The sequence below is a fragment of the Candidatus Krumholzibacteriota bacterium genome, from assembly GCA_016931295.1.
Classification (GTDB): Bacteria; Krumholzibacteriota; Krumholzibacteriia; order Krumholzibacteriales; family Krumholzibacteriaceae; genus JAFGEZ01.
This window is the reverse complement of the sequence record JAFGEZ010000004.1, coordinates 18,461-30,894: the sequence shown is the minus strand read 5'-3', so window position 1 is coordinate 30,894 and position 12,434 is coordinate 18,461. Positions and strand designations below refer to the sequence as shown.

At 70.8% G+C, this 12,434-nt stretch carries 11 protein-coding genes; 6 read left to right on the top strand and 5 right to left on the bottom strand.

All coding sequences use genetic code 11. The annotated features are described in order from the left end of the window. Positions 1–8 precede the first annotated feature (8 nt). From JW876_01710 to JW876_01695, 4 genes are all read left to right on the top strand, one after another. The gene (locus tag JW876_01710; GenBank protein MBN1884224.1) at positions 9–1,202 is read left to right on the top strand and encodes a cysteine desulfurase; all 1,194 of its coding nucleotides are present in this window, start codon (positions 9–11) and stop codon (positions 1,200–1,202) included. Continuing rightward, positions 1,192–1,779: a Fe-S cluster assembly scaffold protein NifU gene (gene nifU, locus JW876_01705; GenBank protein MBN1884223.1), complete on the top strand. Its 588-nt coding sequence runs from the start codon at positions 1,192–1,194 to the stop codon at positions 1,777–1,779. The genes JW876_01710 and nifU overlap by 11 nt, the downstream gene beginning before the upstream one ends. Continuing rightward, the gene (nadA, locus tag JW876_01700) at positions 1,772–2,680 is read left to right on the top strand and encodes a quinolinate synthase NadA (protein ID MBN1884222.1); all 909 of its coding nucleotides are present in this window, start codon (positions 1,772–1,774) and stop codon (positions 2,678–2,680) included. Before nifU ends, nadA begins: the two co-directional genes overlap by 8 nt. Before the next feature lie 174 nt (positions 2,681–2,854). Further along, positions 2,855–4,066 carry a hypothetical protein gene (locus JW876_01695; protein ID MBN1884221.1) on the top strand — a complete coding sequence of 404 codons (1,212 nt, stop codon included), beginning with the start codon at positions 2,855–2,857 and terminating at the stop codon, positions 4,064–4,066. A 79-nt stretch (positions 4,067–4,145) separates the two neighbouring features. Here the strand turns inward: JW876_01695 and JW876_01690 are convergent, their stop codons facing one another. From JW876_01690 to JW876_01675, 4 genes are read right to left on the bottom strand one after another with little or no spacing between them, the layout of a single operon-like run. Further along, positions 4,146–5,615, bottom strand: a complete 1,470-nt coding sequence (locus JW876_01690; GenBank protein ID MBN1884220.1) for a trimethylamine methyltransferase family protein — start codon at positions 5,613–5,615, stop codon at positions 4,146–4,148. Beyond that, positions 5,612–6,268 (bottom strand): hypothetical protein, encoded by a 657-nt coding sequence (locus JW876_01685; protein ID MBN1884219.1) that lies wholly within the window; start codon positions 6,266–6,268, stop codon positions 5,612–5,614. Before JW876_01685 ends, JW876_01690 begins: the two co-directional genes overlap by 4 nt. A 30-nt stretch (positions 6,269–6,298) precedes the next feature. After that, positions 6,299–7,201 (bottom strand): homocysteine S-methyltransferase family protein, encoded by a 903-nt coding sequence (locus tag JW876_01680; GenBank protein ID MBN1884218.1) that lies wholly within the window; start codon positions 7,199–7,201, stop codon positions 6,299–6,301. Continuing rightward, positions 7,198–7,851: a cobalamin-dependent protein gene (locus tag JW876_01675; GenBank protein MBN1884217.1), complete on the bottom strand. Its 654-nt coding sequence runs from the start codon at positions 7,849–7,851 to the stop codon at positions 7,198–7,200. Before JW876_01675 ends, JW876_01680 begins: the two co-directional genes overlap by 4 nt. A gap of 168 nt (positions 7,852–8,019) precedes the next feature. On the opposite strand from JW876_01675, the gene JW876_01670 reads away from it, so the two are divergent. Then, entirely contained in the window at positions 8,020–9,021 is a 1,002-nt protein-coding gene (locus JW876_01670) for a zinc-dependent alcohol dehydrogenase family protein (GenBank protein ID MBN1884216.1), read from the top strand. A gap of 201 nt (positions 9,022–9,222) precedes the next feature. Here the strand turns inward: JW876_01670 and JW876_01665 are convergent, their stop codons facing one another. Further along, positions 9,223–10,902 (bottom strand): peptidase, encoded by a 1,680-nt coding sequence (locus JW876_01665; protein MBN1884215.1) that lies wholly within the window; start codon positions 10,900–10,902, stop codon positions 9,223–9,225. Between the two features lie 224 nt (positions 10,903–11,126). Between JW876_01665 and JW876_01660 the strand changes: the two genes are divergently transcribed. Continuing rightward, entirely contained in the window at positions 11,127–12,368 is a 1,242-nt protein-coding gene (locus tag JW876_01660; protein ID MBN1884214.1) for a M20 family metallo-hydrolase, read from the top strand. Positions 12,369–12,434: the final 66 nt, after the last annotated feature.

Here is a 12,434-nt window from a genome sequence, read left to right as displayed (position 1 = left end):
ATCGGACGATGAACGCCGAAAACGAGATATATCTCGACCATATCGCCGCATCGCCGGTTCGCCCCGCCGCCGTCGAGACGATGACCCGGCTGCTTTGCGACGGATTCGGCAATCCGCAGAGCGTCCACGAACGCGGCCAGCTGGCGGCGGACGTCCTCCTCGAGGCGCGCTCGCGCGTGGCCGCCCTCGTCGGCGCCGATCCGCAGGGCGTGATCTTCACCGCGACGGGATCGGAGGCGAACAACCTCGCCGTCCGGGGGATCGCGCGCGGCCGGCTGAAGCGCTCCAACCGCATCATCGTCTCCGCCGTCGAGCACGTCTCCGTCTCCGAGCCCGCGCGCATTCTCGGGAAGGAGGGCTTCGAGCTCGTCGTCCTCCCCGTCGACGGACACGGCCTGGTCTCCCCCGACGATCTCGCCAGGGAGCTCGGGAAGGGCGCCGCCCTCGTCTCGATTCTCCACGCGAGCACGGAGATCGGGACGATCGAGCCGATCGCCGACCTGGCGGCCCTCTGCCGCGACGCGGGCGTGCCGATGCACACCGACGCGTGGGGGACGGCGGGAGCGATCGAGACGGACATCGCGGCCCTCGGCGTCGACGCCATGACGGTGGCCGCCCAGAACTTCGGCGGTCCCCCCGGGGCCGCCGCCCTCGTCGTCGGGAAGGGAACGCCGCTCGTGCCCCTCGTCGCCGGGGGGATCCAGGAGCGCGGCAAGCGCGCCGGCCAGGAGAACATCCCCGCGATCGCCGGGATGGGCGTGGCTGCCGCCCTCGCCGCGGAGGAGCTGCCGCGCCATGCCGGACGGGTGAACCCCGTGCGCGACCGGCTGCTCGCCGGGATCCCGGCGGCGATCGACGACGTCGTCGTCACCGGCCATCCCGAGCGCCGGCTCCCCGGCCACGCGAGCGTCTGCGTCCGCTACGTCGAGGGCGAGGCGCTGCTGCTCTTCCTCGACCGGGCGGGAATCCGGGCGGCGAGCGGCTCCGCCTGCACGTCGAAGAGCCTCAAGGGAAGCAGCGTGCTCGAGGCGATCGGCCTCGATGCCGCCACGGCGCAGGGGTCGCTGGTCTTCTCGGCCGGCCCGGAGAACACGGTGTCGGAGGCCGACCGCGTCATCGAGGCGCTCGCGCCGATCGCGGCGCGGCTCCGCGAGATGTCACCACTCTACAGGAAAGAGAACGACGATGCCGATGTACAGTGACAAGGTGATGGACCACTTCATGAATCCGCGCAACGTCGGCGACATCGCCGATCCGGACGGCGTCGGCGAGGTCGGCAATCCGGTGTGCGGGGACATGATGACCTTCGCGATCAAGGTCGAGGACGGTCGGATCGCCGACGTGCGGTTCAAGACCTTCGGCTGCGGCGCGGCGATCGCCGTCTCGAGCATGGTGAGCGAGATGGCGATCGGAAAGACCATCGCCGAGGCGATGGAGATCACCAACGAGATGGTCGCCGAGGAGCTGGGCGGCCTGCCCACGCAGAAGCTGCACTGCTCGAACCTCGGCGCCGACGCCCTGCACGCGGCCATCGAGGATTACCTGGCCCGCCAGTCGGGCGAGCCGGCTCCGCCGTCGCCCGCGCGCGAGCTGGAGCGGTGCCCCGTCTGCGAGGAGTCCGTGGAGGACGAACAGCCCTACTGCCGGAAGTGCAAGTGCATCCTCAGGCCGTGCTCCTCCTGCGGCAAGATCGTCTCGGCGGATCTGTCGGTCTGCCCGCACTGCGGCGCCGGGCTCGACGCGGCGGGGAACGCGAAGGACCGGCCCGGCGATGCGTGAGAATCCCGCCGGCCCGATCGCCCGTCTGAAAAAAGAGCGGGGCGCCGTCATCCTCGCCCACAACTACCAGCCCCCGGCGATCCAGGACATCGCCGACCATCTCGGCGACTCCCTCGACCTCAGCCGCACCGCCGCCAGCCTTCCCGACCCGGTCATCGTCTTCTGCGGCGTGCACTTCATGGCCGAGACGGCCTCGATCCTCGCCCCCGGCAAGACCGTGCTCCTCCCGGAACCCTCGGCCGGCTGCCCGATGGCCGACATGATCGACGCCGACGATCTCGCCGGCCTCAAGAGGAAGCATCCCGACGCGGCCGTCGTGATGTACGTGAATTCCACCGCCGAGGTCAAGGCGCTCACCGACTGCTGCTGCACCTCGGCCAACGCGGAGGCGGTCGTCGCCTCGATCGAGCCCGGCCGGCCGATCATCTTCGGCCCCGACTGCCATCTCGGCCGCTGGGTCGCCGCCCGAACGGGGCGCGAGATGATCCTCTGGGACGGCTACTGCCCCACGCACCAGCGCTTCTCCGTCGAGCGGGTCCGCGAGCTGCGACGGGCGCACCCCGGCGCCCGCCTCCTCGTCCATCCCGAGGCAGACGATGCGATCGTCGCCGAGGCGGACGCGGTGCTCGGAACGGGGGGCATGATCCGGTACGCCGCCGAGAGCGACGCGGGCACCTTCGTCATCGGCACCGAGGCCGGCATGTGCTACCGGCTCGAGACGCTCTTTCCCGGCAAGACCTTCATCCCCCTCTCCCCGTCGGCCCTCTGCGCGAACATGAAGAAGATCACGCCCGAAAAGATCCTGGCCTCGCTCGAGTCCCTCTCCCCGCGGATCGTCGTGCCGCCGGCGATCGCGGCGAAGGCGGAGCGGGCCATCCGCCGCATGATCGCGATCGGCTGACCGTTCCGCGTCCCCCGGGAAGCATGCCCGGTCCCCGCCGACCGTCCTCCGCCCTCCCCGCGCCGACCCCGCCGGCCCTTTGCCGTTGACAGCGGCCCCTCCCCTCCCGTACACCTGTGGGAACGCGCGGCTCCGCGGTGGGGCCGCGCGAGAAATTTCGACAAGGAGACATCGATGAAACGGACAACGACGATCGCGCTCGCCCTTCTTTTCCTCCTCGCCCCGGCGGCGGGTTCCGCCGGCGAGACGGGCGGCGGCGGCGAAGACCACGACTGCGGCTGGCTTCCCCACGGCTATTCCTTCGGCTTCGGGGGCTACCTCAAGACGGACATCGCCTGGGAGAAGGCGGCCACCTATCCCGGGAACTACGTCGTCTACGTCCCGTACGCCGCCGTGGACGACGACCGGATGTACATCACGAGCCGCGAGAGCCGGCTCGGCTTCGACTTCCGCTGGAAGGCCGAGGAGGTCAAAACGACGGCGAAGATCGAGTACGATTTCTTCGGGGCCGGAGCCGGGGAGAACAAGGCCGGGCTCCTTCTCCGCCACGCCTACGTGCGCCTCGCCTGGGAGCGGATCGCCCTCACCGCCGGGCAGACCTGGGACGTCATCTCCCCGCTGAACCCGAAGACGGTCAACTACAGCGTCGCGTGGGGGCAGGGGAACATCGGCTACCGCCGCCCGCAGCTGCGGCTCTCCACCTGGGGATCGCTCGGCGAGGCGGCCGACGTCACCCTCGACGTGGCGGCGACGCGGACGATCGGCAACGACGTCGACGGCGACGGCGTGGACGACGGCGCCGACGCCGCGCTGCCGACGATGCAGGGGCGCCTCGGCCTCGCGTTCAACCTCGGCGACGAGGGAAAGATCGCCCTCGGCGTCTCGGGGCATTACGGGCAGGAGGCCTGGGGCGAGGATGACGGGGAAACCACCGATTCGTGGTCGGCGAACGCCGATCTCGCCGTCACCCTGACGCCGCGGATCTCGCTCCTGGGCGAGTTCTTCGTCGGCGAGAACCTCCAGACCTATTTCGGCGGCGTCCTGCAGGGCGTCTCCCCGGCGGGCGACGCCCTCGGCTCGACGGGGGGCTGGGGAATGCTCGCCGTGACGCCGGTCGACCGGGTCGCCCTGCACGCCGGCTATGCCTTCGAGGATCCCGACGACGGCGACTTCACCGTGCCCGACGGCGACGAGGAGTCGCTGCGCGACCGGAACATGGTGGCCTGGGGGAACGTCTTCTACGCGATCACCGGAACCGTCACCGGCATCCTCGAGGTGCAGTACATGCAGACCGACTGGATGACGAAGGAGGGCGCGGAAATCGTCTCCGAGGAGACGATGGACAACGTCCGCGTCCAGTTCGCCATCAAGGCCGCGATCAAATAGCGCGGGGTCGGCGGATCCGATACGACGACGCCCCCCGGCGCGGGCCGGGGGGCGTTTCTTCGTGGCGGGCGGCAACAAATCAGTACCAGTCCGGTATCCGATCCATCCCCGCCGCGCGGAGGTCCGCCGCCGCCGCCTCCCGGAGATGCCTCACGACGGCCGGATCGATCGCCGGCGGCGGCGCTTCGGCGAGGATCCGTTCTGCCTCGCTCGCGGCGCGCGCGGCGGCGTCCTGCCCCCCCTCCTTTTTCCAGCGCTCCCAGGGAAGGCGATCGACGAGGCGGCCGGGGAAGAAGGTCTCCGCGCGGAACCACCGTGCCGTGTGCGAAAGGGAGAGGAAATCGCCGCGCAGGGTCCCCTCCGCGACGACCGTCCGGGCGAGCGGCTCCTCCCGCAGGGCGATCCCCGCCCGCAACCGCCGGGCCATCCCGCAGATCTCGTTGTCGAGCAGGAGCTTCTCGGGACTCTGGCAGGATTCGAAATCGAGCATCCCCGGTCCGGCGGCGAGATCGACGCTCGAGAGGGCCGCGATCGCCGCCCCCATCCCCGTCTCGAACCCCCCCTGGTAATCGACGAGCTTCGCGTCGCTGAGCGCGATGTAGGCGTGGACGGGAAGACCGAGTCGGCGGCCGATCTCCGCGTTCGCCCCGTCGAGCATCATCGTCTCGACGGCCCCCATCGGCGTCGTCCCGTGCCGCATGTCGAAGGCCGCGGGGGACCCGCCGTAGACGACGGGCCCGCCGGGGGCGGCGAGCTGGTGGATGACGACGCCGCTCAAAACCTCGGCGCAGTGCTGGGCGACGGCGGCGGCGAGGGTCGCCGGCGCGGTGGCCCCCGTCATCGGCATCGCGACGATCTCGGCCGGGACGCCGGCGCGGGCGCAGTCGAGGAGCGCCCCCGCGGTGAGGCCGCTCCAGTGCAGCGGCGAGGTGGGACAGCAGTCGAAGACGGCGATCGGCCGCTTGCGCAACCGCTCCTCGCCGCCGGCCGCGGCGACGAGCATGTCGAGCATGAGGGGAAAGGAGTCCTCCCGGAAGGTGCCGGTCACGACCGGCTTGGCGCCGCAGGCGAGGGCGATCGCCAGGCGGTACCGGTCCGCCGTCTCCGCGGGGACGTCGGCCGGCACGAGGCAGGTGCTCTGCACGGCCACGTTCGCGAGGGCGTCGGTGAGTCGGGCGAACCGCGCGAGGTCGGCCGTCGCGGGCGGCCGCGCCCCGCCCCGGCCGTGGTCGAGCACGCGCAAGGCCGCCGAGCCCGGCGTGAAGAAGAGTTCGCCGCCGCCGAGCTCCGCGGCGGGCGACGACGCCCCCGCCGGGCCCCGGCTCCAGAGCAGGACGCTGCCGGGGGCCGTTTCGAGCGAGCGCTCGACGAGCGCGGCCGGCACCCGGACGCGCCCGCCTTCGATCCGCGCGCCGGCGCCGTCGAGGAGCGCGAGGGCTTCGTCGTGCTCGACGGCGACGCCCGTCTCCTCGAGGATCGCGATCGCCTCCACGACGATCCGTTCGCGATCCGCGTCGTCGAACCAGCGGACGAGGGGCGTGCGGGTCATCGGGCCTTGCCCCCGTTTTCCGAGCGGCCCGGGCAATCGTCGCGGTCGCAGTTCTCGCAGGAGTTCTCGCTCCGGAGTCGCGCCGGATCGCGGGCGACGTGCATCGCGAAGGAGACCGATTTGCGGGGGATCATCATGCCGCCGGAGGAGAGGCGCACGCCGATCCGTCCGGCGGGAAGGACGCGGAAGAGGGCCGCCTGCCCCTCGACCGGCCAGTCGCCGTAGCCGGGGCTCGCCCGGCAGGAGGTGCCGAGTCCCGTCTCGGCCGCGACGGCCGCGATCGTCCGGTCCATGTGCCCGGCCGCCGCCTCGGCGGCCGTCGAGCCCGCCGCGTCGAGGACGACGGCGCGGAGCAGCTCGTCGCCGGCCGTCAGCTCGGCCACGCGATCCTCGAGCCGCGGGCCGATCGAGCAGACGCAGACGGCCATGCGTTCGAGGCCGGCGAAGGGAGGGTGTTCGAGCGCCGATCCGGGGAGGATCGTCCAGATCCCGGCCGTCTCGACGAGTCTGCCGGCCTCCTCGATCGCCTCGTCGAGGGCGGCTTCGAGACGCCGTCCCGGGGCCCCGGCCGTCTCCGGCCGCCTGCCGAGCAGGCGCAGGAGCTCTTCCCGCGGCATGTCGACGGTGAAGGACCGCTCGATGACAGGCTCCATCAAACTCCCTTCCCCGGCGCGGCGGCTTGTTCAGCTGCCGTGCGTCAGCCGGTCGTGGATCTCCCGGATGAACCGCGGATCGGTCCCGCAGCAGCCGCCGACGGCGCCGGCGCCGCGCCGGATGATCTCGACGATGTCGTCCGCGAAGGCGGCGGGCGTCTGCCGGTAGACCGGCCGTCCGCGCTCCATCTCGGGATTGCCCGCGTTCGGCTGGAAGAGGAGCGGCAGATCGGTGAGCTCCCGCATCCGGGAGACGAGGTCGGGCATCTCCGGGGAGGACAGGGTGCAGTTCGCGCCGAGCATGTCCGCGTCGCCGAGGACCTCGACGGCCCGTTCCGGCGTGTCGCCGACGAGGGTGAAGAAGCCGCGCGGCTTCCGCTCGAACGTGGCCTCGACGACGACGGGACGGCCGGAGACGGCCCGCGCGGCCCGCAGCGCCGCCCGGGCCTCCCGCACGTCGTACATCGTCTCGACGAGGAAGAGGTCGACGCCGCCGCGTTCGAGGGCGGCCGCCTGTTCCCGGAATGCCGCGTACGCGGCCTCCTCGGTCAGTTCCCCGACGGGGGGGAAGAAGAGACCGGTGGGACCGATGTCCCCGGCGACGAACCGGCCGCCGCCCCGCGCGCCGACCGCCTCGCGCGCGAGCGCCGCCGCCCGCTCGTTGACCTCGTCGACGTCGAGGAGGCGCCCCGCGTCCGACCGGCCGAGCTTGAGCCGCGTCGCGCCGAACGTGTTCGTCTGGACGACCTCCGCGCCCGCGTCGAGGTAGGCGGCGTGGACGGCCGCGACCTCGTCCGGCCGCTCGAGCGTCCACGCCTCGGGCACGTCCCCGTCGCGGAGCCCGGCGGCGATGAGCATCGATCCCATCCCGCCGTCGAAGAGGACGACCTTGCGGCAAACCGTCTCGAGGAAGCCGTGCGCGCGCTTCGTCATGACCGCCTTTCCCCTTCGCCGAGACGGTCGAGCAGGTCGACGGCGGCGACGGCGTCCGGCGCGTAGCCGTCCGCCCCGATCTCCCGCGCCCAGTCCGCGCTCACCGGCGCCCCGCCCACGACGACGCGCACCGTCTCGCGCAGTCCCCGCCGGACGAGCTCCTCGACGACCGCCCGCTGCCCGGCCATCGTCGTCGTCAGGAGCGCCGACACGCAGACGACCCGCGCGCCCGTCGCCGCGGCCTCGTCGGCGAAGCGCGCGGCGGGAACGTCGGCGCCGAGATCGACGACCGCGTACCCGTTCGCCGAGAGCATCGTGGCGACGAGCGTCTTGCCGATGTCGTGGATGTCCCCCTCGATCGTCCCGATGACGACCGCCTTTCCCGGATCGGCCGCCGCCTTTCCGCCGAGGGCGGGAACCAGGACGGCCATCGCCCTCTTCATCGCCTCGGCGCCCATGACCAGCTCGGGGAGAAAGAGCTCGCCCTCCTCCCAGAGCCTGCCGACGTCGCGGATCCCGCGGATGAACCCGTCGTCGATCGTCTCCATGAGCGGCCGCCCCTCCTCGAGGGCGCGCCGCGCGAGGGAGGCGGCCGCGTCGCCGTCGCCGGCGAGAACGGCCGCCGCGCATTCGTCGAGAAACACCGGCATCCGCCTTCCTTTCGTTCGCCGCGTCCGTGCGCGGCCTCTCCAGTATACGACGAACGGGTGGCGCCCGGAAAGCCGAAACCGGGCCGGCTCTTTTCAACCGCGCCTCCGGTGTGGTATGACATGAGGCGGTCCCGAAATCCGTTTCGGGGAGAGAGGAGGCTCGAAAAAATGAAGGCGATGGTGCTCGAACGGCGGGGACCGATCGAGACGGAACCCCTCGTGCTGCGCGATCTCCCCGTGCCGGAGCCCGGCCCGGGGGAGGTGCTCGTCCGCGTCTCGATGTGCGGGATCTGCCGCACCGATCTGCACGAGATCGAGGGGGACCTGCCCCCGGCCCGCAGCACGGTCGTGCCGGGGCACCAGATCGTCGGGCAGGTCGAGCGCGCCGGCCCCGGGGTCGAGCGCCCCGCGGCGGGGGAACGGGTGGGCGCGGCCTGGCTGAATCAAAGCTGCGGCTCCTGCGCCTTCTGCCGGAGCGGCCGGGAGAACCTCTGCCGCGACGCCCGCTTCACCGGGCGGGACGTCGACGGCGGCTACGCGGAGTACGTGTGCCTCCCCGCCGGCTTCGTCTATCCCCTCCCGGCGGATTTCCCGGACCGCGACCTCGCCCCGCTCCTCTGCGCGGGGATCATCGGGTTCCGGGCGCTGCGTCTTTCCGGGATCCGGCCGGGAGAAACCCTCGGTCTGTACGGCTTCGGCGCGAGCGCGCACGTCTCGATACAGATCGCGCGCCACTGGAACTGCCGCGTCTTCGTATTCACCCGCGCCGAGGCCCACCGGAAGCACGCCGGGTCCCTCGGCGCCGAGTGGACGGGTACGGCGGCCGACGAGCCGCCCGAACCGCCGGCGGCCTCGATCGTCTTCGCCCCTGCCGGGGAGCTCGTGCCGGCGGCCCTCGAGCGGGTCGCCCACGGCGGCACGGTGACGCTGGCGGGAATCACGATGACGGCGATCCCCGCGATGGAATACGAGCGGCACCTCTACCACGAGAAGATCCTCCGGAGCGTGGCGAACGCCACGCGCCGCGACGGGCGGGAACTGATCGCCCTCGCCGAGGCGATACCAATCCGCACCAACACGACGCTCTTTCCGCTCGAGGCGGCGAACGAGGCCCTGCTGCTCGTGAAGGAAAGCCGGATCTCGGGGGCGGCCGTCCTCGATCTGCGGTGAGAGCGGCGCTTCGGTCAGCGGAACGCGGCGGAGGCGAGGAAAGCGGAAAACGGCCGGGTGCCCCGGTATCCCAACCTTAAGATCACCTTACCCCCTTGAAGGCCGACCATTTGATTTAGGAGGCGGCACCCGGCCAATGTCGTTCCCGTCTATGTCGGACCGCCTCCGGCCCCGGCCGGATCGGCGGCCTCTACCGAATAATTAATCCTTTCCGAACTCCTTTTCAATAGCAAAACGCGGATCGATGTCGACGGGGACGTCGTCGAGCCTGGCGAGCGAGGCGCGGACCTCGTCGCCCATCACGCCGTACGTCTCGAGAAACCGCTTCGCGGCGGCGTAATCCCCGTGCGCCTGGATCATCAGGATCTCCCGCGAGAAATCCTCGACGGCGCCCCTGATCTTCGCGGTGTCGACAGACCAGCGCCCGGAAACCTCGTCGTACAGGTACGCGCCCTTTTCCCGGAAGAAGTTGAAGGCCATCATGTTGGCCGCCCCGTGCGCCGCCTCGATCCCGAAGCGCACCGAGCGGAAGAAGCCGGCGAGATAGGTCACCGCCGTCTCCTCGCCCAGCGATGCGGGGAAGAACCCGTCGTCGACGAGGTAGTAGACGTTGTACTGCCCGACGATGTCGGCCTTGGCCTCCTCGATCGCCGAGTAGGTCTCGCGCAGCTCGCGGTTCACGGTGGTCTCGACGCCGTCGGCGAGGGTGATGCGGCCGGGGCCGAGGCCGTGCGAGAACTCGTGGAGGAGGATGTGGTTGAAGTAGGCGTCGAAGGTCACCAGATCGAGCTGGGCCGAATCGACGAGCCGCTCGGCGATCGGCCGGAGGATCCGGTCGAACTTCGCGTGGCAGATGTTCCTCAGCATCACCTTCTTGCATCCCTTGGCCTCGCGCACGCGCTCGTCGTTGGGCAGGTTGAAGGCGAGGGTCTGCACGCCCGCCTTGGTGTCGCCCGCCGAGAAGACGACGTCGGCCACCGAGATCGGCGATTCGGTCCCCCGCGCGAGGTTCTTGTACTCGTCGGGGATCGGGAGGTTCTTCTCCATCCGGACGAGGTAGGCCTTGAGCCCGTCGAGCTTGCGGCTCTCCTCCGGGTCGCGGATGCAGACGAACGCCTCGAAGGCGGCCTTGTAGTTGAAGAGGTTGTCCTCGTAGACCTCGTACGGCCCGATCGTCACGTCGAGAAGGTTGTCCCGGACGTCCATCCAGGCCATGTCGCTTTCGAAGTAGTCGTTGGAGAGGAAGGCGGCGCCGCGCAGGCGGAGGAAGGCGGCGAGCGACGCGTTGCCGGTGGCGTCGGCCGCCGCGTCGAGGGAGGCCTTCGCCGTCTCGAGCAGGTCGCGCCAGGCCTCGGCGTAGGGGACGGCGACGAGACCGCCGGCCGCGTCGCGCCGGATGACGGTGAAGGTGCCCTCGAATGCCTCCCGCTCCCCCGGGTGCGCGGCGATGTGCGCCTCGAACTCCTCCTTCGTCATGTCGGCCGGGTAGAAGGCCGCGCCGGGCGGCTTCGGCCGCGAGCCGATCACCGGCTCGTCGCCGGCCAGGCGGTCCCACGGCCCCACGTTGATCCGGAAGAACCGCTGGAGCGTCTCGTCGCCGCTTCGCCGGACCCGCTCGCGCAACTCGACGTTCCCCTCGTCGACCTGCCGGAGGAAGAGTTCGTCCATGACGACCGCCGCGTCGTAGAGATGCCGCAGGGCCGTTTGCTCGTTCTCGTCGAGAAGATCCCAGGGGACCGTCATCTCGTAGGGCGCGTACGCCTCGTTGCGCCGCGCGATCTCGTCGGTCGGCAAGGCCTCGATCGCCTCCTCCCGGCTCGTGCAGCCGGCGCCGAGCGCCGCCAGCAACGCGCAGGCCGTCAAAATGATGCGTCCTGTCATGTCTTGTTCCTTTCCCGGCGCGATCCGCGCCGTCTCCTTCCCGGTCCGTGGCGACGACGTGTCCAGTCGCCCGACATTACACCACGCGCCGGCCGTCAGGTCAACGGGCTTCGCCTGGCGGGGCGAATGGCCTTGACCGGCCCCATGGGCGGTGATACCGTCGTGAGTCCGGCCGGCCGGCAGCGCGCCGCGGCCGCCCGGCGGCACACGGCAGAGGAGGAGAAATGGACGCCGATACCCTGAAGAAGATGCTCGAGAAGATCGACGGTTACCGCCAGCTCGCGATCGACCTGCAGACGAGCCTCGTCGCGATCCCCGCGCTCGGCCCCGAGAACGACGGCGGGGGCGAAGCGGAAAAGGCCGCCTTCATCGAGTCGTGGATGGCCGAGCACATCGGCTTCGATTCTGTCGAGCACGTCGACGCCCCGGACGACCGGGTGCCCTCCGGCGTGCGGCCCAACATCGTCGCCCTCATGAAGGGGGCGTCCGCCGACCGCCGCATCTGGGTGATGGGACACCTCGACGTCGTCCCCCCCGGGGAGATCTCGCTCTGGGAGACCGACCCCTACGTCGTCGTCGAGAAGGACGGCCGGCTCTACGGCCGCGGCGTCGAGGACAACCACCACGGCTTCGTCACGCCGCTTCTCGCCCTCAAGGCGGCCAGGGAGCTCGGCGTCGAGCTGCCCTGCGACACCGGGGTCATCCTCGTCTCCGACGAGGAGACGGGAAGCCGGTTCGGGATCGGCCATCTCATCGGCGAGCGTCCCGATCTCTTCTCGGAGAACGACTACATCCTCGTCCCCGACTCGGGCGTGCCCGACGGATCGCAGATCGAGGTGGCCGAGAAATCGATCTACTGGCTCAAGGTCGTCGTCAGGGGCCGGCAGTGCCACGCCTCCGAGCCGGGCAAGGGGATCAACGCCCACCGCGCGGGGGCCCACCTCATCACGCGCCTCGACCGGCTGTACGAGATCTACGACCGCCGCGACGAGGTCTTCGAACCGCCGATCAGCACCTTCGAGCCCACGAAGAAGGAGGCGAACGTCCCCAACGTCAACTCGATCCCCGGCGAGGACGTCTTCTACATGGACATGCGCGTTTTGCCCGGCATCCCGCTCGACGACGTCCACGCGACGATAGAGACGATGGTCCGCGAGGTGGAGAAACAGTTCGGCGTCACGATCGAGCTCTCCTCCCCCCAGCGGGAGGACGCCGCCCCGGCGACGCCGGTCGACGCGCCCGTCGTCACGGCGCTCTCATCGGCGATACGCGAAATCTACGGCGTCGAGGCGAAGCCGCAGGGGATCGGCGGCGGGACCGTGGCCGCCTTTTTCCGCCGGGCCGGGCTTCCCGCCGTCGTCTGGTCGCGGATCGACGACACGGCGCACATGCCCAACGAGCACACCACGATCGATTTCATGCTCGGAGACGCGAAGGTCTTCGCCACCCTCTTCGCGAGGGGATAGGTTGGAGGATCCCGGCGCAGAGCGACGCGCGGGCCGGCTTCGGCCGGCCCGCGTCTTCTTTTCACC

Coding starts and splice junctions, on each gene's coding strand:
- JW876_01695 (MBN1884221.1), top strand. CDS start 2,855: ATGAAACGGACAACGACGATCGCGCTCGCCCTTCTTTTCCTCCTCGCC.
- JW876_01665 (MBN1884215.1), bottom strand. CDS start 10,902: ATGACAGGACGCATCATTTTGACGGCCTGCGCGTTGCTGGCGGCGCTC.
- nifU (MBN1884223.1), top strand. CDS start 1,192: ATGTACAGTGACAAGGTGATGGACCACTTCATGAATCCGCGCAACGTC.
- JW876_01710 (MBN1884224.1), top strand. CDS start 9: ATGAACGCCGAAAACGAGATATATCTCGACCATATCGCCGCATCGCCG.
- JW876_01685 (MBN1884219.1), bottom strand. CDS start 6,268: ATGGAGCCTGTCATCGAGCGGTCCTTCACCGTCGACATGCCGCGGGAA.
- JW876_01690 (MBN1884220.1), bottom strand. CDS start 5,615: ATGACCCGCACGCCCCTCGTCCGCTGGTTCGACGACGCGGATCGCGAA.
- JW876_01675 (MBN1884217.1), bottom strand. CDS start 7,851: ATGCCGGTGTTTCTCGACGAATGCGCGGCGGCCGTTCTCGCCGGCGAC.
- JW876_01670 (MBN1884216.1), top strand. CDS start 8,020: ATGAAGGCGATGGTGCTCGAACGGCGGGGACCGATCGAGACGGAACCC.
- nadA (MBN1884222.1), top strand. CDS start 1,772: ATGCGTGAGAATCCCGCCGGCCCGATCGCCCGTCTGAAAAAAGAGCGG.
- JW876_01680 (MBN1884218.1), bottom strand. CDS start 7,201: ATGACGAAGCGCGCGCACGGCTTCCTCGAGACGGTTTGCCGCAAGGTC.
- JW876_01660 (MBN1884214.1), top strand. CDS start 11,127: ATGGACGCCGATACCCTGAAGAAGATGCTCGAGAAGATCGACGGTTAC.